The 22,607-nt window shown below is 71.4% G+C and carries 32 protein-coding genes and 1 tRNA gene; 27 read left to right on the top strand and 6 right to left on the bottom strand.

What is annotated here, in order from left to right; translation table 11 throughout:
- Positions 1-54 precede the first annotated feature (54 nt).
- Together MXD60_RS09000 and MXD60_RS08995 are read left to right on the top strand one after the other, a co-directional pair.
- Positions 55-2,451, top strand: coding sequence for a [protein-PII] uridylyltransferase (locus MXD60_RS09000; protein ID WP_248818545.1), 2,397 nt, complete (start codon positions 55-57; stop codon positions 2,449-2,451).
- Between the two features lie 141 nt (positions 2,452-2,592).
- Positions 2,593-2,683: transfer RNA gene (locus MXD60_RS08995), tRNA-Ser, on the top strand.
- Between the two features lie 46 nt (positions 2,684-2,729).
- Here the strand turns inward: MXD60_RS08995 and MXD60_RS08990 are convergent.
- The 4 genes from MXD60_RS08990 to MXD60_RS08975 form a co-directional block, all read right to left on the bottom strand.
- Positions 2,730-4,259: a site-specific integrase gene (locus tag MXD60_RS08990; RefSeq protein ID WP_248818544.1), complete on the bottom strand. Its 1,530-nt coding sequence runs from the start codon at positions 4,257-4,259 to the stop codon at positions 2,730-2,732.
- Positions 4,260-4,262: 3 nt separating this feature from the next.
- The gene (locus MXD60_RS08985; RefSeq protein WP_248818543.1) at positions 4,263-4,568 is read right to left on the bottom strand and encodes a hypothetical protein; all 306 of its coding nucleotides are present in this window, start codon (positions 4,566-4,568) and stop codon (positions 4,263-4,265) included.
- 112 nt (positions 4,569-4,680) lie between these two features.
- On the bottom strand, positions 4,681-5,025 hold the full coding sequence (locus MXD60_RS08980) for a hypothetical protein (RefSeq protein WP_248818542.1): 345 nt from the start codon (positions 5,023-5,025) through the stop codon (positions 4,681-4,683).
- Positions 5,026-5,239: 214 nt separating this feature from the next.
- Positions 5,240-5,641, bottom strand: coding sequence for a hypothetical protein (locus MXD60_RS08975; RefSeq protein WP_248818541.1), 402 nt, complete (start codon positions 5,639-5,641; stop codon positions 5,240-5,242).
- A gap of 144 nt (positions 5,642-5,785) precedes the next feature.
- On the opposite strand from MXD60_RS08975, the gene relB reads away from it, so the two are divergent.
- The 3 genes from relB to MXD60_RS08965 are packed head-to-tail and all read left to right on the top strand — an operon-like array spanning position 5,786 to position 7,910.
- Entirely contained in the window at positions 5,786-6,169 is a 384-nt protein-coding gene (gene relB, locus MXD60_RS29790) for a type II toxin-antitoxin system RelB family anti-toxin (RefSeq protein ID WP_368861198.1), read from the top strand.
- Positions 6,166-7,563, top strand: coding sequence for a DEAD/DEAH box helicase family protein (locus tag MXD60_RS08970; protein WP_248818540.1), 1,398 nt, complete (start codon positions 6,166-6,168; stop codon positions 7,561-7,563). The genes relB and MXD60_RS08970 overlap by 4 nt, the downstream gene beginning before the upstream one ends.
- Entirely contained in the window at positions 7,560-7,910 is a 351-nt protein-coding gene (locus MXD60_RS08965) for a hypothetical protein (protein WP_248818539.1), read from the top strand. The genes MXD60_RS08970 and MXD60_RS08965 overlap by 4 nt, the downstream gene beginning before the upstream one ends.
- Positions 7,911-7,929: 19 nt before the next feature.
- On the opposite strand, the gene MXD60_RS08960 is transcribed toward MXD60_RS08965, so the two are convergent.
- Positions 7,930-9,123: an RNA-guided endonuclease InsQ/TnpB family protein gene (locus MXD60_RS08960; RefSeq protein WP_248818538.1), complete on the bottom strand. Its 1,194-nt coding sequence runs from the start codon at positions 9,121-9,123 to the stop codon at positions 7,930-7,932.
- A 254-nt stretch (positions 9,124-9,377) separates the two neighbouring features.
- On the opposite strand from MXD60_RS08960, the gene MXD60_RS08955 reads away from it, so the two are divergent.
- The 7 genes from MXD60_RS08955 to MXD60_RS08925 are packed head-to-tail and all read left to right on the top strand — an operon-like array spanning position 9,378 to position 11,398.
- Positions 9,378-9,596, top strand: coding sequence for a hypothetical protein (locus MXD60_RS08955; protein WP_248818537.1), 219 nt, complete (start codon positions 9,378-9,380; stop codon positions 9,594-9,596).
- A complete protein-coding gene (locus MXD60_RS08950; protein ID WP_248818536.1) occupies positions 9,593-9,856 on the top strand; it encodes a hypothetical protein in 264 nt (87 codons plus the stop codon). The genes MXD60_RS08955 and MXD60_RS08950 overlap by 4 nt, the downstream gene beginning before the upstream one ends.
- Entirely contained in the window at positions 9,853-10,050 is a 198-nt protein-coding gene (locus MXD60_RS08945; RefSeq protein ID WP_248818535.1) for a helix-turn-helix domain-containing protein, read from the top strand. The genes MXD60_RS08950 and MXD60_RS08945 overlap by 4 nt, the downstream gene beginning before the upstream one ends.
- Positions 10,051-10,052: 2 nt before the next feature.
- On the top strand, positions 10,053-10,637 hold the full coding sequence (locus tag MXD60_RS08940; RefSeq protein WP_248818534.1) for a hypothetical protein: 585 nt from the start codon (positions 10,053-10,055) through the stop codon (positions 10,635-10,637).
- Positions 10,634-10,891 (top strand): hypothetical protein, encoded by a 258-nt coding sequence (locus MXD60_RS08935; protein ID WP_248818533.1) that lies wholly within the window; start codon positions 10,634-10,636, stop codon positions 10,889-10,891. The genes MXD60_RS08940 and MXD60_RS08935 overlap by 4 nt, the downstream gene beginning before the upstream one ends.
- Positions 10,888-11,118, top strand: a complete 231-nt coding sequence (locus tag MXD60_RS08930; RefSeq protein ID WP_248818532.1) for a hypothetical protein — start codon at positions 10,888-10,890, stop codon at positions 11,116-11,118. Before MXD60_RS08935 ends, MXD60_RS08930 begins: the two co-directional genes overlap by 4 nt.
- A complete protein-coding gene (locus MXD60_RS08925; RefSeq protein WP_248818531.1) occupies positions 11,108-11,398 on the top strand; it encodes a hypothetical protein in 291 nt (96 codons plus the stop codon). The genes MXD60_RS08930 and MXD60_RS08925 overlap by 11 nt, the downstream gene beginning before the upstream one ends.
- A 341-nt stretch (positions 11,399-11,739) precedes the next feature.
- Here the strand turns inward: MXD60_RS08925 and tnpA are convergent, their stop codons facing one another.
- Entirely contained in the window at positions 11,740-12,156 is a 417-nt protein-coding gene (gene tnpA, locus MXD60_RS08920) for an IS200/IS605 family transposase (RefSeq protein WP_248818530.1), read from the bottom strand.
- A 22-nt stretch (positions 12,157-12,178) separates the two neighbouring features.
- Between tnpA and MXD60_RS08915 the strand changes: the two genes are divergently transcribed.
- From MXD60_RS08915 to MXD60_RS08855, 15 genes are all read left to right on the top strand, one after another.
- Positions 12,179-13,384, top strand: coding sequence for an RNA-guided endonuclease InsQ/TnpB family protein (locus MXD60_RS08915; RefSeq protein ID WP_248818529.1), 1,206 nt, complete (start codon positions 12,179-12,181; stop codon positions 13,382-13,384).
- A 53-nt stretch (positions 13,385-13,437) separates the two neighbouring features.
- Positions 13,438-13,611 (top strand): hypothetical protein, encoded by a 174-nt coding sequence (locus MXD60_RS08910; RefSeq protein ID WP_248818528.1) that lies wholly within the window; start codon positions 13,438-13,440, stop codon positions 13,609-13,611.
- Positions 13,612-13,778: 167 nt separating this feature from the next.
- Positions 13,779-13,958 (top strand): helix-turn-helix domain-containing protein, encoded by a 180-nt coding sequence (locus tag MXD60_RS08905; RefSeq protein ID WP_248818527.1) that lies wholly within the window; start codon positions 13,779-13,781, stop codon positions 13,956-13,958.
- Positions 13,959-14,158: 200 nt separating this feature from the next.
- Positions 14,159-14,377, top strand: coding sequence for an HNH endonuclease (locus MXD60_RS29785; RefSeq protein WP_368861199.1), 219 nt, complete (start codon positions 14,159-14,161; stop codon positions 14,375-14,377).
- A complete protein-coding gene (locus tag MXD60_RS08900) occupies positions 14,374-15,723 on the top strand; it encodes a DNA cytosine methyltransferase (protein WP_248818526.1) in 1,350 nt (449 codons plus the stop codon). Before MXD60_RS29785 ends, MXD60_RS08900 begins: the two co-directional genes overlap by 4 nt.
- Before the next feature lie 419 nt (positions 15,724-16,142).
- A complete protein-coding gene (locus MXD60_RS08895) occupies positions 16,143-16,529 on the top strand; it encodes a hypothetical protein (protein ID WP_248818525.1) in 387 nt (128 codons plus the stop codon).
- A gap of 229 nt (positions 16,530-16,758) precedes the next feature.
- Positions 16,759-16,947 carry a hypothetical protein gene (locus tag MXD60_RS08890; RefSeq protein WP_248818524.1) on the top strand — a complete coding sequence of 63 codons (189 nt, stop codon included), beginning with the start codon at positions 16,759-16,761 and terminating at the stop codon, positions 16,945-16,947.
- 277 nt (positions 16,948-17,224) lie between these two features.
- Positions 17,225-18,499 (top strand): helix-turn-helix domain-containing protein, encoded by a 1,275-nt coding sequence (locus MXD60_RS08885; RefSeq protein WP_248818523.1) that lies wholly within the window; start codon positions 17,225-17,227, stop codon positions 18,497-18,499.
- A gap of 184 nt (positions 18,500-18,683) precedes the next feature.
- On the top strand, positions 18,684-19,052 hold the full coding sequence (locus tag MXD60_RS08880) for an SLOG family protein (protein WP_248818522.1): 369 nt from the start codon (positions 18,684-18,686) through the stop codon (positions 19,050-19,052).
- 801 nt (positions 19,053-19,853) lie between these two features.
- Complete coding sequence (locus MXD60_RS08875) at positions 19,854-20,516, top strand: hypothetical protein (RefSeq protein ID WP_248818521.1); 663 nt, start codon at positions 19,854-19,856, stop codon at positions 20,514-20,516.
- Complete coding sequence (locus tag MXD60_RS08870) at positions 20,513-21,019, top strand: hypothetical protein (protein ID WP_248818520.1); 507 nt, start codon at positions 20,513-20,515, stop codon at positions 21,017-21,019. The genes MXD60_RS08875 and MXD60_RS08870 overlap by 4 nt, the downstream gene beginning before the upstream one ends.
- Entirely contained in the window at positions 21,016-21,207 is a 192-nt protein-coding gene (locus MXD60_RS08865; protein WP_248818519.1) for a hypothetical protein, read from the top strand. Before MXD60_RS08870 ends, MXD60_RS08865 begins: the two co-directional genes overlap by 4 nt.
- The gene (locus MXD60_RS28690) at positions 21,204-21,335 is read left to right on the top strand and encodes a hypothetical protein (protein ID WP_283098059.1); all 132 of its coding nucleotides are present in this window, start codon (positions 21,204-21,206) and stop codon (positions 21,333-21,335) included. Before MXD60_RS08865 ends, MXD60_RS28690 begins: the two co-directional genes overlap by 4 nt.
- A 127-nt stretch (positions 21,336-21,462) precedes the next feature.
- Positions 21,463-22,008: a hypothetical protein gene (locus MXD60_RS08860; RefSeq protein ID WP_248818518.1), complete on the top strand. Its 546-nt coding sequence runs from the start codon at positions 21,463-21,465 to the stop codon at positions 22,006-22,008.
- 113 nt (positions 22,009-22,121) lie between these two features.
- The gene (locus MXD60_RS08855) at positions 22,122-22,496 is read left to right on the top strand and encodes a hypothetical protein (protein WP_248818517.1); all 375 of its coding nucleotides are present in this window, start codon (positions 22,122-22,124) and stop codon (positions 22,494-22,496) included.
- Positions 22,497-22,607 lie beyond the last annotated feature (111 nt).

Genomic DNA, 22,607 nt, shown 5'->3' with positions numbered 1-22,607 from the left:
CCGTGAACCGGGCGCCCTGGCCCGCCGGGCCGCCCGCCGCCGAGGAGGACGCCCATGAAGGACCGCCTCGACGTCCTGCGCGGTCGTCACGAGCCGCTGCCGGCGGCCACCGGTGCCGAGCTGCGCCGTCAGCTCACCGCCCTGGCCGACGACGTGCTCACCGAACTGTTCGGCGAACCCGGCTCCGGGATCGCCCTCATCGCGGTCGGCGGCTACGGCCGGGCCGAGCCGGCCTTCGGCAGCGACCTCGACCTGGTCCTCGTCCACGACGGCCGCCGCCACGACGTCTCCGCCGTCGCCGACGCCCTCTGGTACCCACTGTGGGATGCCGGCGTCGGGCTCGACCACAGCGTGCGAACCATCGAGGAAGCCGTCGCTGTCGCCGACGACGACCTCAAGGCGGCGCTCGGCCTGCTCGACGCCCGCCATGTCGCGGGCGACGAGAGCCTCAGCCGCGAACTGTCCAGCCGCGCCCGCACCCGCTGGCGCACCCGCGCGCCGAAACGGCTGCCCGAGCTTGCCGCCGCCGTCGCCGAGCGGGCCGCGCGGCTCGGCGAGGTGGCCTTCCTGCTGGAACCCGACGTCAAGGAGTCGCGCGGCGGGCTGCGCGACGTCGACGCCCTGCGTGCCCTCGCCGCCGCCTGGGTGGCCGAGGTGCCCTCCGAGCGCGTTCTCGCCGCCGCCGGGGTACTGCTCGACGTCCGCGGCGAGATCCGCCGGCTCAGCGCCGGCCGCCCGCAGGACCGGCTGCTGCTCCAGGACGGCACGGCCGTCGCCGAAGCGCTCGGCCACCCCGACTCGATGGCGCTCGCCCACACCGTCGCCGACGCCGGCCGGACCATCTCCTGGGCCTGGGACGCGACCTGGTACCGGACCGCGGCCGGGCTGCGCAACACCTCCTGGCGCCCCGGCCGCCGGCCCGTGCGACGCCCCCTCGACGAAGGCGTGATCGACCAGGGCGGCGAGATCCAGCTCGCCCTCGACGTCGAACCGGCGAAGGACCCGGTCCTCGTGCTGCGCGTCGCCGCCGCGGCGGCCCGCACCGGCCTGCCCCTGGGCCGTTACGCGATCGACCGGCTTGCCCGCGAGGCGCCGCAGATGCCGACACCGTGGCCACCCGCCGCCCACGACGCCCTCGTCGCGCTGCTGGCGACCGGGGACGCCGCCGTCGGCGTGCTGGAGTCCCTCGACCAGGTCGGCCTGCTCGTCCGACTGCTGCCCGAGTGGGCGGCGGTGCGCAGCCGACCGCAACGCAACCCGTACCACCGCTTCACCGTCGACCGGCACCTGATGGAGACCGCGGCTCGGGCCGCCGCCTTCACCCGCGAGGTCGACCGGCCGGACCTGCTCCTGCTCGGCGCGCTGCTGCACGACATCGGCAAGGGCTTTCCCGGCGACCACACCGACGCCGGGATCGAACAGGTGCGGCTGATCGGCCCACGGCTCGGCCTGCCTCCCGACGACGTCGCCGTGCTCGTCGCGATGGTGCGCCATCACCTGCTGCTCGGTGAGTCCGCCACCCGGCGCGACATCGACGACCTGGCCACCATCGAGGCGGTCGCCGCCGCCGTCGGCAGCGACCGGGTCCTCACCCTGCTGCACCGGCTGACCGAGGCCGACTCCCGCGCCACCGGGCCCAGTGCCTGGAACGCCTGGAAGGCCCGGCTGATCGGCGACCTGGTCACCCGCGCCCGGGCGCTGCTCGACGGCGAACGGGTGCCCTGCCCGCCCCGCCTCGACGACCGCCAGCGCGGCCTGCTCGGCCTGACCGAGGAGCACGTCGTCCAGGTCAACCCGCTGCCCGACGAAGGGATGTTCGAGGTCGTCGTCGTCACTGCGGACCACGTCGGCCTGCTGGCCATCACCGCGGGAATCCTCGCGATGAACCGACTCGACATCCGCCGGGCCTCCGCCCGCAGTCACGACGGCCGCGCGCTGCTGCAGGCCGCCGTCGCCGCGTCGCACGGACGGGTGCCGGACCGGGCCAAGCTGCTGGCCGACCTGCGCGCCGCCCTGGCCGGCACGGTGGACATCGCCGAACGGCTGGCCGCCCGGGAACGCGACTACGCCGGCGTGAAGCACTGGACCACTCCCGGACCACCCCAGGTGATCTTCGACGATCTGGGCGCGACCACCGTGCTGGAGGTCCGTGCCCCCGACCGGGCCGGAGTGCTGTTCCGGATCGTCCGAGAACTGTCCGCGCTGCGGCTCAACGTCGCCACGGCGATCGTGGCCACGCTGGGACTCGACGTGGTCGACGCCTTCTACCTGCGCGAGTCCGACGGCACACCGGTGGCGGACGCGTCCCGCCGCGGCGAGATCGCGCGGGCGGTCCTCACCGCGCTTGGCGGGCGCCCCGAGGCGGCCGGCAGCGCCGCCGGTGTCGTCTCGCCGCCGGCGGCGGACGGCGCCCGGACCGACCCGGCTGCGGTCAGCACGGCCCCGGGCTGACCGCCCCGTCACTGACCCGTCGAGCCCCGTGGCGGTGCAGCCGGGCTCGCCGACCGAAGCTGTGATCCACGCCGCGCGCATCCCGCCGTACCCGGCGCGTTCGCACCCTGAGTGGAGACGCTATGATGGGCACGCACGTTGGGAGGCTTCGCCTAGTCCGGTCTATGGCGCCGCACTGCTAATGCGGTTGGGGGCTTCAACCCCCTCCCGGGTTCAAATCCCGGAGCCTCCGCCCCCAACAGGAGTTTTGAACATTTGTTCGAGACACCTACCTTAATTCAAGATCGCATTTCGCCGGTTGCTGGCACATTGATGGCACGAACGGCTTCGCGCCGATTCCGGCGCGGTACGAACGCCTCGATCGCCACCGCCGCCGCCTCCGCCAACTCCCCGGCGACGACCGCGTACACGTCGCGCGTGAAGTTCGCGCTGGCGTGCCCGAGCACGTCCGCGACGAGCTTCATGTCGACGCCGGCCGCGAGCAGCATCGTGGCCGCACCATGACGCAGGTCATGGAACCGGATCGGCGGCAACGGCATCACCGCGGCAATACGGACCGCCGCGACCGGCACCCGGTAGCGTCCTGCGATCTTCTGCTCGGTCCAGCCCTCGGCGAGCCGGCTCCGGATCGCCCCGTACCGCGTGATGGCCGCGCCGAAGCGCTCCGAGACATTGCCCGGCTTCAACGCCCGTCCGTCTTCGTAGCTGAAGAATCGGCCGGAATCCTGGTACGCCTCGCCCCAGTGCAAGCGCTCAGCGGACTGGCGGGTCCGCTCCGACCGCAGGACCGCCGCGGTGCCCTCGTCGTAGGTGATGTGCCGATCCCCGGCATCGCTCTTCGTGTCGTCGAGGTCGTCTTCGGCCTGCGACTGGCGGACGTGCATCCACCGTCGCGCCAGACTCACCTCGGACCGCTCCAGGCCGACGAGTTCCCCGCGGCGCAGCCCCCAGTAGGCATCCAGGTGGAACAGGGCGTGCAGGCGTTCGTTGCATGCCTCGGAGAAATCGAGGAAGTTCCCGGTCTGGGTCGGGGTCCAGACCATCACCCGCCCCGGAATGTGGCCAGTGGCCTCCCATCGCTCGACTCGCTCGTCCGTCCACAGCAACGGGCGGATACGCACGAACCGCCGGCCGCCGCCCCTCGTCCGGAACACACCTACCGCTGGTGAGCGGTCGATGATCCCCGAGAGGAGAACGGCGTCGTTCAGGCCGCCAGTGAGGACGGCGTGGACGCGGCGGATCCGGGCCTCCGAGATCGGCCGGGTATGCAACCGCCGGCCATCAGGGCGCGTTGCCCGCGCGGCGGTGAGGCGACGCAGGAGCTCGGCGTGTTCGCCGCCGGTCTCGCCGTCCCGGTTGATCAGTCGCATCGCGGCGTACAGGTCGCGGATGTGCTGGTCGGTGAGCCCCACCATCGGGAGATGACCAAGGCCAGGGTTGATGTAGAGGTCGATCGCCTCCCGCTCGGCGGCGAGGGTCTTCGGTTTGAGCCCGGCGCCGGTGGCCGCTTCGCTGCGGCGCCACTCGTGCCGCTGATCGAAGTACGCGCGAACCTTGGTCTTGGTGTCCTCGGTGCGGGTTGGACTGCCCGCCACCTTAGCGACGGCCTTGGCGAGCGCTTCCTTGCACTCCTTCTCGGTCTTGTACGGGCCGATCCAAGGCTGGCGGCGCTTCCCGTCGGGGCCGGGCGGGGCCTCGTAGCGGGCATGCCACGCCCCGTGCCCCTTCTTCGCCAGGTCTGGGCACTTCTTGCCCAGGAGGCGCTTCGTCTGCGGGTCCCGGCATGAGCACTTCCGGTGCGGGGCCATTGCCTACGCCGGTGCCAGCGAGGAGCCGACAGCGGCCAGGGGTGCGTGGGCTGCCGGGCCTGCGGCGGGTGCTGCCTGGACGTGGCCCGGGTAGAGGAAGTTCAGGAGGTCATACGTCGGGATCTTGATGATGCGGCCGAGTCGCAGCACGCGGGTCGTCTTCCACCTGCTCTTTTTGATCTCCTCGTAGACCGTCCAGCCGCTGACCCCGAGGATCGATGCAGTGGTCGGTACGTCGGTGGTCGGGCCGAGAGCGGCGATCCGCTCGGCGGTCCACGCCTCGTCCGCGCCAGCCAAATTCCGAGACATCTAGACAGCCCTCCCTGTGGGCCCCTCCTCGACCGACCTGGACAGGTCAGGACCGCACGAGACATGTCTACCATATGCATGAATCGCGAAACAGCAGATCTGTTATTTCATGTCAGGCCGGACAGGACTCCTGGTCACCGGGTCGCCCGGGGTCGACGGTCACCCGTAGGTCACGGAGCAGGTGCCGGCCGATGTCGTCGACCTCGTCGGAATCGAGGTCGAGGGCCTGGGCGATGCGGCGGACCAGCTCGGCGGCGCCGTCGGGATCCTGTTCGCCCACGGTGATGGTGATGTCGGGCCAGGACCAGTAGCCGCCGGTGGCTCGGGTGGCGGTGCGGTCGAGGACGTCGAGGACGACCCTGGCCGCGTTCACCAGGATGATCACGGCTATCGGTGGCCGGCCGATGAGCGTGGCGGCCTCGTGCATCGCAGCTGGCCCCATGACGATCGCGATCATCTACATTCCCCCATCTCACGTGCAACGTCATATGCACGTACAGGGAGTGATATTTATGCGGCACCGTGGGATGGCGGCAAGGCCGACGAGACCGGAATGTTTGTCCGTTGTCAGAAAAAAATCGTCCAGATGCGGTGCGTGACGACAAATCCTATCGAATCCGCCCAGCACGGAGCATATGTAACGGAGCGTCACACTCGACGTGAGTCGGGAACTAGTCGTCGCGCCGACGGAGTAGAGCGCTCATCACCGGGAGCGCCGCGCCCCAGACCTCGCTCCAGGTCGCCGGATCGCCCTGAGCGAGATCGCCCCCGGGCAGGAAGCGGACGACGACATCGTCCGGCATATGCAGATCCTCCCGGAGGACCTGTTCGGTGGTCCGGCCGGCCGGTTCCAGATCATCCTCGGCGATTTTGGCGATGGCCTCCTCGCGGGTGTAGCCGAGTATCTCCGCTAGCCGGAGCATTTCCCGATTTCCACCGCGCGGTTCGGTGCGGCCGGAGCTCCAGTTGTAGATCGCATTGCCGCAGTCGAGCGCTTTGGCCATGGCGCCATATGTCTTGTACTGGCCAGGCCCCGTGCCGAGGCGGGCCCGGAGGAGGCCGGCAAAACTCATGATCACATCATAGCGGAGTCTGTTATACGAGGGACACCTGCTGACCGCGACGCGCACAACAGCAGCAGTGCAGCGCGGACTCCGCACATATACCTATGTGAATCATGGATCGACAGATCTGCTGATTCTGTTATACTCGCTGGTGTGGATCGGTACGCGGCAGACAGACCGGCACCCCATGCACGGGCCCGCCAGGACACAGGCGGGCGGCTACGTGAGGCACGGATGCGGGCTGGCCTACGGCAGGCAGACCTCGCCGCCGACCTAGGGATCACCCAGGAAATGGTGAGCCTGATGGAGGGCGGGCACCGGAGCACGCTGTCCCGCCGGCAGGCCATCGCGGACCTGCTCGGCCCTGGCTGGGACACGCCACGGCCAGGAAACGAATGCGGGGAACCGCCCGGGTCGCATCCGGGTGGTCCCCCTGACCCCATCGACAACGGAGAAACAATGGGTCCAGTTCGGCAGCATAGCGCCACGGGCACACCCGCGGCACACCGCACCCCCCGTACGGGGGTGCAGGCATGAGCGCGCCAGCAGCTCCCCCGCAGCTCCAGACCCGCAAGCCCACCGGCCGTGTCTCCTACCCCCTCGTCCTGGTCGAAGGCGGGGAAAAAAGCGGGAAAACGACTGCCGCGGTGATTCTGTCGTCCTCCGGGAAGGTCGGCCGGACACTGTGGTTCGACCTCGGCGAGGGCAGCGCGGACGAGTACGGGTCATGGCCCGGCGCCCGCTACGAGGTCGTCGAGCATGACGGCACCTATGCGTCGATCCTCGGCCAGGTTCGCGCCGCGAAGGCCGAGGCGCGGCGGGCCGCCGACGCGGGCGAGCTACCGACGGTTCTGGTCATGGACACCGGTAGCGACCTGTGGGGGGGACTCGCCGACTGGGCGGCGAACCGGGCACGTGGCCGCCGCAAGGCCGGTCCGGACGACGAGGTCGTCGTGTCGATGGACCTGTGGAACGACGCCAAGGCCCGCTACCGGCGGGTGATGACCGAACTCCTGATGTTCCCGGGGATCGTCGTCATGATCGCCCGGGGCGGCGAGGTTGCAGCGGTCGAGGGCGGCCGGCCGGTCGAGGGGAAGAAGGACTACAAGGTCGAGGGGCACAAGTCCCTGGCCTACGACGCGACTGTGTGGCTGCGGATGGACCGGACCGGGCCGCCGCAGATCATCGGCGCCCGATCGGTCCACGCCGGAATCCGCCCCGGGCGGGACCGGCCGGAAAAGGTAGCCGCCACAGAGGCTGACGCCCACCTCCTCGAATGGCTGATCTTCACGAAGCTGCGGTACGACCCGCAGACAGCGGACGTGCGCGACCTGCGACCGACGACCGGCGGGGAACTGACCGCAGAAGAACGGGGTAGCGCTGCGGCTTCGACTGCGGAGCAGCGTCCGGCGGGTGTGCAGCGGCAGGCCAACCGATCGGCTCCGGCGCACCGGACCAACCAGCCGGACTTGCAACTGGTGCGGAAGTTCGCCGTCGCCGTCGCGGAGGCGGACTCCCTTGAACGCCTCGCCGACGCGCTGATGTCCGTCGACGCGAAGGAGAAGTCCGGTGCGCTCACCGGCGGAGGTGCCGCGCACGTCCGCGGCCTGATCCTGGGCCGCCGCCGCGCGCTCGGGTTCGCGAGCGAGAAGACGACGCTTCAGCTTCTGGACCTGCTCAAGGCCCGGCACGTCACGGACCCCGATGAGCAGCTCATCGCGGTCACCCGGATCAGCGGCAGGAACGATCTGGAGTCGACGCTGGCGCTGACCGAGGCCGAGGCGCTGACGGTCATCGCCAAGATCCACGCGACCGGTGCTGATGTCGACCTCCTCACCGGCGGGCCTCTGCCGCCCGGGGTGGACCCGGCATCGGTCCCCCTGCTCGACGAGGGCCAGGCCCCCGCCGCCGAGAACGGCCCGGCGGCATGACCAGCAGCACCCAGGGCTCCCCGGCCGCCATCACGGCGGCCGGGGAAGTCCCCACCCCACTGGACCTTTTCCGGACGCCAGAGCCAACGGCGACTACTCCCTGCCCGGCCGGTCCCGGTGACCACCGCTGGCAGATGACGATCGTCGAGGGGTCGGTGGTCATCGCCTGTTCCGGCTGCGGTAACGAGCCGTTCCCGGACTACGAGGATCTGGTCGTCTTGGCGCCGATCCCCGTGCAGATCGAAGAGGTCCCCGACCACCGCGACGGCCGGTGCCCTCTCCCGCTCGACGTCACCTGTGACTGCGGCTCGGAACTCGTGGTCACGTTGACGTCCTCCCCCGCCTGAAGGCGGGGGATTCCAACTCCTACACACCCACCAGAAGAGGAGGTGCGCAGTGTTGAGGTTCGCGGTTCACGGGCACGGCCAACGCCGCGCCTCCCCGCGCAGTCACGGCCCGTCCGGCCGCGATATTCACCGCTGCGTTCACGTCAGCGTTGGCCGTGTGGCCGCAGGCTGCGCACCGGAATACCGCTTGACTCTCGCGGTTCCCGGGCGCCACATGCCCGCAGGCCGAGCAACGCTGACTCGTAAAAGCGGCCGGGATCTTCTCGACCCGACCGGGGGCTTTCTGCTCCAAGCGTTGAACAAGCAGGCCCCAGCCGGCACCGAGGATCGCGCGGTTCAGCCCGGCTTTCTGCCGCACATTCTTCCCAGGTGCTTCGACGGTGCCCCGGGCCGACCGGGTCATGTTCTTCACCCGCAGGTCCTCGACGCGGATCACGTCGTACCGCCGCGCGAGATCGGTGGAGGTTTTCTCGACCCAGTCTTTCCGCCGGTCAGCCTCCCGGGTCTTCAGTCGGGCGATCTGGGCCTTCAATCGGGCCCGCCGGTTGCTGCCGCGTTTCGCGCGGGCGAGCCGGCGTTGCAGACGGACCAGCCGGGCGGCCTCGGCGGGTCGCAGACCGGGGCAGGCCAGCAGCTCCCCGCCGCTCAGCGCAGCCGACACGGCCACGCCACGGTCGACCCCCACCACCTCGCCGGTGCCAGGCGGGTCGATCGGTGCGGGTGCGACGGCGAACGCGACATGCCAGCGGCCCGCACGATCCCGAGTAATCCGATACGACTTCGCGTCGGGAACGGCGCGGGATCGGCGGAACCGTACCCAGCCGACCTTCGGCACACGCAGCTCGGACCAGCGGCGGTTGACCTGCCGGACGTCACTGGCTTTCACGGCGACGATCCGGAACCCTTCGGACCGGCCGCGTTTCCGAAAACCCGGTTTCCGATGGGAGCCGCGAAAAAAGTTGGCCATGGCGGTGGAGAAGTCCCGCAGCGCCTGCTGCTGAACGATGATACTGCCCGCCGCAAGCCAGTCGAATGCGCGGCGCGCTTCGGTCAACTGTCGGTTCTGCTCCGCATAGCCCGGTGCCGGCCCGCGGCGCGGATTCCACCACGCTCGCTGTTCCACGGCCAGGTTCCACACATAGCGTGCATGCCCGCAATGCTCGCCCATCACGGCCGCCTGATCGGCGGTCGGATAAAGCCGGTAGCGGGACATGGCATCATTCTACCGAAAGGATCCGCGTATGTGTTCCAGCGTGAGGCGCCGTTTCCTCCCCGGCCTGAAGACCGGGGCATCCACGGCGGACTCCTCGGTGACCGCCGGTTCGAGCCCGGGGTGTGCCGGGAGTGTCGGGGAGCCGGCGAAACCCCCACCTGGGCGGGCGCGACCCAGCCCTGCGTGGGCTGCTACCGGCCGCCGGTGAACCTTCGCCACTTCAAGCGAGACCTTCGCACTTTGGAGAACGCACGATGATCGGCTCCCGGGTGGCGTTGAGCCTCGCCGCCGAGAACATCGAGCAGGGCGACGTCATCATCGCCGTCGAGCACCAGCCGCGCCAGGCGGCCGTCACCGGCCAGCCGCGACGGGACGGCCTGTGGTGGCTGGTCCCGACCGCCAACCGAGTGGTGCCTCTCGCGCCAGCGGCGCGGGTGACCGTCACCCGCCGGGCATCGGGGAACGCGCGTTGAGCGCCCAGAACCGGCCCGTCGTAGCGCTCACCAACCACGACCTGATCAGCGCACTGCGAGGCAACCCGATCGCCGTCACGGACCTCGACGGTAACGAGGTTCTACTGCGCCTGATGACCGTGGGCGAGGCGATGCGGGCTAACCGGAATGCCATCGAGTCACTCGCGGCCACGATGCGCGCCGCCGGCCACATCGACTGGGAGGGACCAGAGCCCATGTCCCGTGAGCGGGTCGAACGACTCGTCGAGCCACTCGCGTGACGGCCGGCCAGGTGGGGGCGTTACTCCTCGCCGTCGAACTCGCGGGGCGGCCGGTGCGCGCCCGGATGCTCGCCGCCGCGCTGCGCCTGCCGCCCGCCGAGGTGCGGACGGCCCTGTACCGGCTCCAGCAGGGCGGGATCGTCCACTCGGACGGCCGCCGATGGAGCCCCACCACCATCGAACGGGGGAACTGAGGATGGGCACGGAGAACGTCGCGGTGGAGGCGTCCGCCGCACCGGTCGAGCCGCCGGCCTCGGCGCTGTCATGGTCGGACGTCCACGCGGCCCTCGGCACCATCGCCGCGATGGCCGAGGCGCTCGCCGAGAACGCGGACCTGCTGCCCGACGGGCCGAAGCTCGCCGAGGTCATCGAGCTCATGGGCACCGCGGACGATGCCGTCCAGAAGCTCGGTACGGCCCGGGGTGTGCTCGCCCGACGCTCCCTGGGCCTGTTCGGGTGGAAGGCCCGCAGGTTCGTCCACCCGGCCGGCTGGCGCGCGGCCCGCGAGCGCGTCACTCGGGATTCGTGGGACCACCCGCGGATGCGCGGACGCCTCGCCGACGCGCTGCGAATGGACCCGGAGACCGGCGAGATTGACGTGCCCGAGCAGGTCACCCGGGAGGTGGTGGAGCTTCTGGTGGGCAGGTTCGCGGCCATCGCCAGCATTTCGACATATCGGACCGGGGCCATGGCGAACCTCGGAGTGGAGTTCGAGGACTGCCGGACCCGCGAGCCCCTGCCGGACCGTGTCAAGGTCGTGCGAGTCGAGGCCGCGTCGTGAACGCCACCCCCACCCCGCCGGCCGGGCAGTCCCCGGCCGGCGGGGCCGGCCCGACAGCCGAACTTCGCGCGGCCATCGACGCCGCCCGCGCCGCAGTGTTCACGTTCCGGGCACACCCCGGTTTCGACAGCCTGCCCCCCGAGTTGCTCGACGAGTTCGCCGACGACCTCATCAAGCTGGAGCGATCCGTCGGGTTCGCGCGGGCGCAGGTGGCCCGCGCCCGGGAGGACGCCGGCCGGCGGGGTGTCCTGTGAGCCGGGATGTGCGCGGGTTCCTGCTGGGCGTCGCGCTACTCCTCGTGGCGGTCATGCCGACGGTGTTGTACGTGGTGCTCCTGACCGCGCATCCCGAGCGGCGGGCGGTACCGGTGCGGCCGGCGCCGGCGGTGGACTGGCAGTCCGGGTTCTGGGGTGACGTCCACCCGGCCGTCCGCGATGGTGCCCGGACGCCGCTGGGTAGGGGGGTGCCCGGTGGGCGGTAGGCATCGGGTGCCGCGGGTACCGCGCCCGCGGGCCGGCTGGCCGGCGTGCCTGACGCCCGGCATCACCATCACCGGCGGTGTCGGCTTGGCCGCCGCCGTGTCCGCGCTGGTCCTCCTCGTCATCCCGCCGGCGGACGGCCCGCCGGCGCCGACCGGGCTGGTGTGCGTCACCGCCGGCTCGATCGCGGAGCGGTGCCGGCCGGCGTCTCCCCTCGGCCGGGCCATCGGTACGGCCGGACCGATTGTCACGATCGGAGTGGACCTTGACCGGCGTCCCTGAACTGGCGCGCGCGCTGAGCGCCGCCGACTTCGCGCTAATCGGCCTCTACGTCGGGAACCTCGCACGGGGCGTTCCGAAACGCCTGCTCGACGCGACGTTCGGGCTGTGGCTGGCATGCGTCTACGCGGCATCGGCGGCACTGTATTGGTCTACTGGCCATCGTGCGCTGGCCGGTTTCAGCGCGGGTGCGGCGGCGTTCTGGGCGTGGTTCTGGTGGTCCAGTCGGCCACCGCGTCCACCGCGGCGGCGTCGAGCGCTACCAGGTTGCGGCCCAGTGCTCCGGCCTTCAGGCCGGGGGTGAAGGGCCGCGCGGGAAGGCCGCCCTGCGGCCTGAGCGTGCCCTACGCCGGACGGGCCTGCTCCTCGATGTACCGGCGGAGCACGTCCAGGGGCGCGCCACCGACCGATCCGGCGAAGTACGACCCGGACCACAGCCGGTTCGCCCGCCAGTAGTGCCGCGCCAGCTCGGGGAATTCCTGGCGCATCCGCCGCGACGACACCCCTTTCAGGCTGTTCACCAGCTTCGACAGGGCGACCTTCGGCGGGAAGTTGACGAGGAGGTGGACGTGGTCGCGTTCGCCGTTGAACTCGACCAGCTCGACTTCGAAGTCGCCACACACCATCCGCATGATCTCTTCCAGGCGGGTCAGGTGCTGATCGTCGAAGACGCGATGCCGGTACTTCGTGACGAAAACCAAGTGGGCGTGCAACGCGAAAACGCAGTGCCTGCCAGTGCGAATGTTGAGATCGGCTGCCATAGACCAAGGGTAGACTTGGGGTGTGCAGCTTCGGTACAGCTTCCGGCTCTACCCGAGTCCTGGGCAGCGCGAGTCGCTGGCCCGGGCGTTCGGGTGTGCCCGGGTGGTGTACAACGACGGCCTCCGCGCCCGGGAGGACGCCCGTGCGGCGGGGTTGGCATTCCCGAAGACCGGGGACCTGTCGAAGCTGCTGATCACCGAGGCGAAGAAGACCCCCGAACGGGCCTGGCTCGCCGAAGTGTCCGCAGTGATCCTTCAGCAGTCCCTACGCGACCTCGACGCGGCCTACCGGAACTTCTTCGACGGGCTGGCCGGGAAACGCCCCCGAATGGGTCCGCCGCGGTTCAAGTCGAAGCGAGACACCCGGCAAACGGTCCGGTTCACCGCGAACGCCCGTTGGTCGATCACTCCCGGCGGGAAGCTGCGTCTGCCGAAGATCGGCGACGTTCAGGTGCGCTGGTCCCGCCGGTTGCCCTCAACACCGTCGTCGGTGACGGTGGTCCGGGACAGTGCGGGCCGGTACTTCGCGAGCTTCGTCGTGGAGACCGGCCCGCAGGAGACACTGCCAGGCACGCCCACCGAGATCGGTATCGACCTTGGGCTGACACACTTCGCGGTCCTCTCCGACGGCACGAAAATCGCCTCCCCGCGGTTCCTGCGGCGTGCGGAGAAGCGACTGAAGAAGACCCAGCGGGATCTATCCCGCAAGAAGAAGGGTTCCCAGAACCGGGCCAAGGCCCGGGTGAAGGTCGCTCGGGCGCATGCCCGCGTGGCCGATGCGCGCCGCGAGTTCCACCACCAGCTCTCCACCAGGCTGATCCGCGAGAACCAAGCGGTCGCCGTCGAGGACCTGGCGGTCAAGGGGCTTGCCCGTACGCGGCTGGCGAAGTCGGTGCACGACGCCGGCTGGTCGGCGTTCGTCGCGATGCTGGAGTACAAGGCCGAACGGCACGGCCGGCAGTTCGTGCGGATCGGCCGGTTCGAGCCGACGTCGCAGGTGTGTTCGGCCTGCGGGGTGAAGGACGGTCCGAAGCCGCTCGCGGTCCGGGAGTGGACGTGCGCGGCGTGCGGGTCGGTGCACGACAGGGATGTGAACGCGGCGGTCAATGTCGCGCTGGCCGCCGGACTGGCGGTGTCTGCCCGTGGAGCGCAGGTAAGACCGGCACCCGTGCCGGCGCCGCGCGACGAAGCGGGAACCCACCCGAAGCTCACCCTCACCCGGGTGTAGCAGGCGGGAATCTCCGCCCTTCAGGGCGGAGAGGACGTCAAGTGGAAGGCCGGGTGGAGGAGCGTCCGCCGGAGTCGGAGTTGCGGCGGCGCCTGGCCGCCGTCGTCGCGCTGGTCGGGGCGCCGCCGGAGATCCCTCCGTCGGTGCCGGCGGCGCGGCGGGTCACGTTCCGGGACGGGTGGGATGCGGCGGTGGCCGCTGCGGTGCGCGCGGCTGCCGGGGAGTAACGCCGGCACCACAACGGATCATGAGGGTTTGAACAGGGCGCACTATCAGCAGATCTGTTGATTCATGAAGGCGCTATTCTGCTGTCATGGCCTCGCCCACCCTCCAAACCGCCCAGCTCCGGGACGAGCTCGCGGCCGGGATCCGCCGCTGGCTCCAGCACAGAGGCGTGACCACCAACTACGCCGCACAGGATCTCCTCGGCCTCTCTCCGTCCACGTACATCCGCCTGATGAAGGGCCGCCGGGACCCGGTCAACCTGTCGCTGGGGACCGTTACCCGGGTCGCGGCCACGATCGGGATGCAGGTCGCCCTCGTCCCGATCGTGGCCGACGGCGACGGCCGGTGAGCCTCCCCCGGCGGACCCCGCTCCAGCGCGGCGCCAGCCCGGCCCGGCGGACGCCGCTCACCACCCGGGCGCCGCTCGCCCGCACCGCGACGCCGCAACGACGTGCACAGCTCGCGGCCTCTGGGCCGGTGCAACAGTCGGCGGCCAGCCGGGCCCGCGCACGGGCCGTGTTCGCGAAGCGTGCGGCTGTCCTGCGCGCGATGGTCGACGAGGACCCGTGGTGTCGCGCCCGAATCGACGGGGTGTGCACCGGGCTCGGCGAGGACGGGCATGAGCCGCTGTTGCGTTCCAGGGGCGGTGACCCGGCCGACCCGAACAACATCGTGTTGCTGTGTCGGGCGTGCCATGATCACGCTCACGCTAACCCTCTCGTGGCCGAAACCCTCGGGCTGATGCGGCACTCGTGGGACGCGGCATGACGGGCCTCGTGGTCGACGGATGCGCCGGACCTGGCGGCTTCGACCTCGGCGCGCGAATGCTCGGCCTCGATCCGATCGGCTTCGAGTGGGACTCCGCCGCCTGCGCCACCCGCGCAGCCGCCGGCCTGCGCACCATCCGCGCCGACGTCGCCCAGGTGGACCCGACCCGCATGGCCGGCCGTCTGGACGGCCTACTGTTCTCACCTCCCTGCCAGGCGTTCTCGATGGCGGGCCGCGGTGGGGGACGGCGCGACCTGCCGCTGGTCTGGCGGGCCATCGCTGACCTTGCACGCGGCGTCGATTCCCGCGCCTCCCTCGCCGTCGCCGCGGCGGACCCCCGCTCGCTGCTGATCGTCGAACCGCTGCGGTGGGCACTCGAAGCCCGACCCCGGTGGATGGTCTGGGAGCAAGTCCCCCCCGCGCTCGCCGTGTGGGAGACCTGCGCCGCCGCGCTCCGTGCCGCCGGCTGGTCGACGTGGACCGGGACGCTGAACGCCGCCGACTACGGCGTCCCCCAGACTCGGGTCCGCGCGCTGCTACTGGCATCCGTGGACGGCCCGGTGGAACCACCTGTTCCCACACACACACACATGCCTGCGGGCGGCACCGACCTGTTCGGCGCGGGTCCCCTGCGCCGGTGGGTGCCCATGGCCGAGGCGCTCGGCATGACCGGCGTCGACCGGCCGGCCCAGACCGTCGCGGGGAACCGCGCGCCGCGCTGGGCGTACGGCCAGGGCGGCAGCTATGCCACGGGGTGGACGCTACGGACGGAGCCGAGTTGCGAGACCGCCGCCGGCCGCATCCCGATCGAACACCGCCGCGACCAGCCCGCGCCGACGCCGGTCGCGAACGCCGGCCGCTGGGAGCTGCGCGCCGGCAACCAGGCGAACGCCGCCGTCCGCCAGATCGATGAGCCGGCGCCGACGATGGCGTTCGGGCACAACTCGGCCGGTGTCGAGTGGCGGCTCCGGAACGGCAACCAGGCGAACGCCGCCGTCCGCGACCTTGACCAGCCGGCGGGCACGTTGTTCTTCGGCGGCCGGCTGAACGACGTGTCGTGGGTGCGAGAGCGGCCCGCGACCACCGTCCAGGGTGACCCGCGGCTCGGCCGGCCGGGACACAAGGACCGCGACAAGGGCGAATCCCAGTTCGAGAAGGACTCCGTTCGCATCACGGTCGAGCAGGCGGCGATCCTGCAGAGCTTCCCGGCCGACTACCCGTTCCGCGGTTCGAGGACCGCGCGGTTCCGGCAGGTCGGGGACGCGGTGCCGCCGCTGCTCGCCGCGCATTGCATCGCTGCCGCATCCGGCCTGAAGACCGGGGCATCCACGGCGCAAATCCGGTGACCGATCCCCGCCGGGACTGCCCGACGTGCGGCCGTTCCTGCGCGGTCCGCCGCGACAGACAGGTCCACAGCCACACCGACGGCGACGGCACGCCGTGCGAGGGAAGCCCGCCGCGACGTCGGGTGTACCTGCTGACCGACCCGCGGCCGTGCGCCGGCGGATGCGGCGCACCGGTCCCCCCTGGTCGCGGGCGCCGGCCGGATGAGCGCTGGTACTGCTCGAAGTCGGAGTGCCGGGCGGTGCAGCGCTGTCGACGCCGGGTTGAGGCCCAGGCCGCGAGACGGCGTGCCCGGGTGCGGTCGGGGCGGCCGACGGCGATGTGCCCGGGGTGCCGGGAGCAGGTTGGCCTGACGCCCCGGGGCAGGTTCGCGTTCCACCGCGGCACGGCGGGTGTGTCCTGCGACTGGGTTGGTGTGCTCGTGGACGGCATCGCGTTGGACGACGCGCCGCCTGAGCGCGAGCCGCACACGGCCGTCCGTCAGGACCTCGCCGGCGAGCAGCGGCCGAGACAGCTCGACATGTTCGGCGACGAGCCGTGCGCGCCAGGTCCGAAACCGTTGTCGGCGCAACGGCACAGAACCGCCCGGAAACAGGATGCGCTCGCGAGCGGAGTGCATCCGGTCTCGGGACATCGCCTGCTGCCCGAAAGCGACGGGAAGACCTGCGGGGGGTGTTTGCGGTTCTTCGAGCACGGCCGGTATCGGAAGTGCCGGCTGAACGCGACTCGTGGGCCAGCGACCGATCTGCGGGCGAGCTGGCCGGCGTGCACGCAGTTCCTCGCGCGGGAGGAGCCACCGGACGGTTAGCGGATGGCAAATGGCCCGGCGGAGCCACCCAGCCGGGCCATTCGCGCGATCACCGATTAGCAGATCGATGTGTCCAACCATTCACTGCGGCCTTACGGTCGCCTTTCCGAGAAAGAGCATATCGCGGATGCGACGAACACCGGGCACTGATGCCCGGATGTGTGACGGCCATATCGCGGCCGTTTCACCAGGGACTGGTGCCGGACCGGTCGACCCGGGGCTCAGTGGAATGCGCGCGATCGCCGATGCCGAACAAGTCCGAGACTTGGTGCATGACGGCCGGACGGTCGCGGTGGCCGCGCTCGTGCGGACGCTGGCGTCGGCCAATCCGCAGCGGCTCGTCGGCCTTGTCATCGCGCTCGCCGCCGCGGTGCCCGCGGAGGACATCGAGGGCCTGCTCGGGTGGGTCGAGGCATGAGCGAATCGAACGGATGTGCCCAGCTCGCGGGGCGGCGGGCCGAGTGTATGGTCTGGTCGGCCGGGAGGATCCCGGCCAGGCGGAGCCAACCGCCTGGCCGTTCACCTGCCGGCCAGCAATGCGTCGCACCCGTTGGCGCGGGACTACTGCGACGCCGCACCACCCCTGTTGTTCAGACCAACAAGAGGCAGCACATCGTGATACTTCCATGCTCGCATGCCCGCGCGCCCCTCGGCGCCCCGGATACCGCATCCGGCACCCTCGTCGGGGGTAGCCGATGACCGAGCCCGCGATCAAATGGCAGATCGAGCGGGCCGTGTTCCGCGACCACCGCGACGACCCGAACCGCCGCTGGATCCTCGCCTTCGCTCCGCTGACGTCGACCTGCCGCCTCGTCATGGCCGCCCTGCTCGCCCGCGCCGACGTCGAGACCGGGACCCTTTCGGCCGACGTCACGCCCTCGCTGACCGAACTGGCCGCGCTGACCGGCCTGGACCGGTCCACCGTCCGCCGTGCCCTGGAAGACCTGGAGTCGCTGGCGTGGATCATCCGGCACCGTCCGGACCCGGCCGACGCGCGGGCGAACGGCACGCGCACCTGGTACCGGCTCGGGCTCCCCGGGCTGAACGGCATGCCTCAGCCGGTCACCCCGGAGCCCCGCAAGAAAGCGAAGAAGCCCGCTCAAGGTGGGGGCGCCGCGCCCCCAGCATCCCCCATCGAGGTAGGGGCGCAGGACGCCACAGGTAGGGGCGCAGAACACCCACAGGTAGGGGCGCAGAACACCACGGGTAGGGGCGCAGCGCCCCCCATTACTTCTTCCAGACCTAAGAGACCTTCTCCACCACCACCCGCGCAGGCGCCCGCGCCGCTCGCACTGGCTCCCGAGACGGGTGGTGGTGGGGAAGATCCACAGGAAGAACAAGCACCCGAAGAACACGACGCGGTCGTCGACGCGGTCGTCGGCCCCGTCGCCGAGGCCGCCCGCCTCGACGCCGAGCAGCTACACGCCATCCGCCCGGCAATCGCTGCCGCGCTCGCCCGCGGCTGGCCGGCGCCCGCGCTCGCCGAGCATCTGGCCGCGGACTTGCCCGACATGCGGCGCCCGGCCGCGCTCCTCGGCAAGCGGCTGAAGGTGGACGTGCTGCCGCAGGGCCCGGCTCGCTGCTCGTGCCGCGGCTGCACCCGGTGGCGCCGTGCTGCCGACGCGCTGGCCCGTGCGACGCCGTCCCCGGCGACGTGCATCACGCACAAGGTCAACATCGCGCCGGGCGAACGCTGCCCCGGCTGCGAGGCGGACGCGGCCGAGCTGGCCGCGCAGCAACGGCAGGACACCCGGGAGGCGTCCGCGCGGCGGGCCGAGCGACACCAGCGCATCGAGGGCGCGCGGGATGCGCTCGGCCTGTCCGTGGTCGGAGAACTCACCGGCCAGCGGAAAAAGCCGGCGAGCCGGCTCGCCGCGCAGATCCTCGGGGCCTGGCTCGACGATCACGACTGGGACCTCGACGCCGCACGCGGGCACGCCGCAACGATCAGCGCCCGGGAGGCGTCGTGACCGCGCCCGAGGCCGCCCCGGCCGCATCGGAGCCCCCGGAGGAGGCCCGCGCCCGCCCGCTGTGGGCCCCGTGCGTTCGCTGCCGGCATCAGACGTCGAATCCGGCCCGCGGCTGGCCCGTGTGCCCCGGCTGCCGGGTCCCACTGCCGTCGGGAATCACTGCCCTGGAGGCATGATGAGAGTGTTGATCACCGGTTCCCGTGACTGGCGGAACGCCGCCCTGATCTACTGGGCGCTCGACAGCCGGCTGCGCCGCGCCGGCCCGGCCGGCCTGGTAGTCGTCCAAGGCGCGTGCCCCACCGGCGCCGACCTGATCGCCGAGCGCTGGGCCGAAACTGCGCGCGCCGACGGCCACCCCGTCGTCTCCGAGGAACACCCCGCGGATTGGGACCGACTCAAGAAACGCTCCGGGATGATCCGCAGCGCGGAGATGGTCCAGGTGGGCGCCGACGTGTGCCTGGCCTTCATCCGGAACCGGTCCGCTGGTGCCACCGGGTGCGCCCGTCTCGCGCTCGACGCCGGTATCGAACTGCATGTCTGGCGCGAATCGTGACCGGCACCGCGCAGGTTCTCCCCCTGCGCCGCCGGCCCCCTGGCGCACCTCGTTCGCGGTGGGATTCCGGGGCCTGCCCGACGCCCGGATGTCCCTGCCCGCACGACCCGGATGGCCCGCGGTCGTGCGACCGCGGATTCACCACCCCGGCGCCAGGCAGCCGTACCGGCGGGGTTGTTTCCGCAGGCCAGTCCTTTCAGGAGGGCGTCGAGGTCGACGGCGGTGCGGTGGCCCGCTGTCCGGTGTGCGCGGCACACGCGAAATCCCGCGCCGCCGCTCGCGCGGTGGTTGAGGAGCATCCGACCGCGTCCTGACCGCAATACCTCCTAGCCGCATTTCACGGATCGTCGTATCGTTTAAAGACAGATCTGCTGATTCGTGGGAGGTGCGCTGTGACCGTGTCCGTGATGCCCCGGGCGATTCCCCGGGCCGATATCGAGGCCGGGCACTGCGGGACGCCGGGCTGCACCTGCACCCACCGGAACGAGGACCCGGATTTCCCGGAGGCCCCGGCGTGTGACCGGGGAATGGTCGAGGTCCGGGTGGTGGACCGGGCCCGGCGGGGTGTTCCGGTCGCGAGGGATGCGGTGCGGCCGTGCGTCCGGTGTCGGGGGGCTCTGGCGGTGTGGCAGGAGCAGCGGGCCGCAGAGCAACCCCGTCGGCGGAGGCGTTGACGCGAAACAGCAGATTTGCTGTTTCATGAATCAGTGGTACTGTTGTGGCACGGACGCAAAACGGCCGCCCGCTCGATCCCCTGGACAGAGATCACGAACGGACGGCCGTAACTGCAAGGGAGACCTTATGTCACCAAACCCATCACCCGAGGGGCCGATCCACCCCCTTGACGTGGTCCGCGCCCAACGCGGATGGACCTACCGGGATCTTGCCGAACTCGTCGCCGCCCACGCCTGGCAGCTGGGCGTCCGCGACATGGCCGCTGAACGCCAGAAGGTATGGCGCTGGGCCCACCGGGGAGTCACGCCCAACCGCATCGCTCAGGTCGCGCTCGCGTCCGCACTAGGTATCCCCCTAGCGCAGGCCGAGGCCACCCCCTGGCCAAGATGGCTCCTGACCACCGTGGACATCCCAACCCCAGTGCCCGTCACCGTCGACGACATCGCGGTAGCGGCGCGGCGCCTCGCGGGACTCCGTGGCATCGACTCGAACTCCCCGACGTTGCGCCGGGCGCTCGCCGACGTCCTCCGGGCGGACCGGCAGCGGATCGCCGCCCGCCCGCCCCTGGCGCCGTGCGGCACCGATGGTCATCCCGCCGGCTACGCCCGGACCATGCCCATCCCGGTGGTCCACGTCGCCGCGGGCGGCACCCGCACCTGCCACTGCGAGCACCTCGTCACCAGCCACGGCGACGGTGTCGGTTGCCTGGAATGCGACTGCCCGTGGGGCGCGGGCGACTTCAACACCGCCAAGGTGATCGACGACGGTGACGGGCACGTGAGCCAGTGAGCGCCATCGACGAGGGCGGCGTCTGGTGCGGCACCTGCCTGCATCAGGTCCACAATCACCGCGCGGACGGCTGCCGGACCTCCGGATGCGCCTGCACCCGCGCCTACACGCCCACCCCGACCCGCACACCCACCCCGAAGCGGGGCGATTTCCTCCGCGCCTTGGCCGAGGTGGAGGACGGTCTCGATCCGCTGGTCACCCTGACCGTGACGACCAGTGTCACCGGTGCCGCCTACGCGGACGTGCTCATCATCGGGGCGGCAACACCCGCCGCCCGCATCGCCGCCCTGGCCGCGGTCGCCGGCCAGCTCGCCGTCGCCGTCGACACGTTCACCGCGGTCCCCTCGACGGAGGACGGCGCGCCCGTCCACGTAAAGATCGCGACCCGGTGGCGCAACATTCGACTCACGTTGACCACCATCGCCTGGGACGTGCCGGCGGTCGAGCTGGACGGTCTCCTCGCGCCGCTGCACGCCCTAACCCCGCCGGCGGTGAACACATGATCGGCCCCGACAGTCTGCCGTTCCTCCTCACCGGCCTGCCGGCCGAGGAGCTGCCCCCGGTCCCGCCGCCGTTCGGCCGCCGGCCGCGCTGGTGGGGCCTGGCCGCTTGGACCCTCCTCCTCGGCGTCGCCCTGTTCCTCGCGGCTCCCGTCGGGTTCGCTCTCGGCGTCGGCTGGGCCGCCCGGTGAGCGGCCTCGACGGCGCGACGATCGCGAACTGCCCGAAGTGCCGCGGCACCGTCTGGGTACCCAAGGGCGCCGTGGTGTCCGCTGCCAGCGCGCACGCCACCGGCAAGCCCTGCCCGACGCCCCGGTGAACGCCGCGTGCGTGCTCTGCCTCGGCGCCGGCGCACCGTGCCGGCGCCGAGGCGGGAAGGGCGTTGACCCTGACCCGGAAGCCGCCAACCTCCCACAGCCCGAAACACCCACGGGGGAATCCGCATCTTGACCGACACCGACCGCAGGGACACCACCGTCGACTGCGAGCACCTGACCGGCCGGGCCGCCGACCTCACCGCCGAAGCCACCGGCCACACGATCACGATCAGGAACCTGGGCCCGTTGTTCCCCGCTCCCTACCTCCGATTCTCCGTCGTCGACGTGGCCGGACCGGAGGACTGGCCGCAGGGGCTCGGCGACGATCCCGACGCGGGAAAGCTCCACCGCTTCGACCCGCGCGGACAGATCCGTGTCGTCCTCCCGGGCTGGGACGACGACACGATCGGCGCCGTCCTGGTGCTCGGCAACTTCGGCGTGGCGCGGGCCTTGGGTGAGGCGCTGCTTGCGGTCGCCGACCGGGACGACGAGATGCACGACCCGGGCCTGATCCTCGACCACTGGGGGCCGGCGGAACCGGCTTCCGGCCAGGAGCGGGAACCCGGGTCGGGGCACTGGCTGGCCAGCTACGACCCCGGCTCTGGCGGGCCGTCGGGGTCCATCTGCCACTGCGCGCGGGACGGCGACCACGACGGGGCCGGCAACCCTCTCTGACCTCGACCGTCGCCCTTCCCCTCCCCCGTGTAGGGCGGCGGTCCTTCCGCCTGCCGGCCCGGTCCCACCCCGTCCCCGGGCCGGCAGGCACACCACCACCGAACGGAGCGATCATGGTTGAGAACACCGCCCGGCGCGACCCCTTCACCCACCTACTCGGAGCCGAAGGCATGGGTCCCGCCGCCTACACCGAGGACATGGAAGCGGCCGGCGGCGAGCAGCTCGCCGCATCCGACCTCCTGCCCGTCAACCTGCACCCCGCCGACGAGCAGGTGTGGACCGACCTCGGGTTCGTCCTCGGCGATCCGGTCGACGGCGATCCCCTGTTCCGCCACGCCACCCTCCCGGCCGGCTGGATCCGAGAGGTCTCGCGCGAGGACCCACGCTGGTCGGTGATCCGCGACGAGCAGGGGGTGGAGCGGGTGCGGTGCTGGTACAAGGCCGCTTACTACGACCGCAACGCGAACGCGCGCCTCACCGGCCTCTGAGACCGGCTGTCCGGCCCGCCGCCCCCCCCCGGCCCGGCCGCCCCCCCCCCCCCCCCCCGGGGGGTTCCCCCCCCCCCCCCGGCCCGGGCCCCCCCCCCCGGCGGCCCCGGG

It is taken from the genome of Frankia sp. AgB32, from assembly GCF_023243045.1.
Lineage (GTDB): Bacteria > Actinomycetota > Actinomycetes > Frankiales > Frankiaceae > Frankia.
Note: the sequence above shows the minus strand (reverse complement) of the source record. Positions and strands in the feature narration are given on the sequence as shown.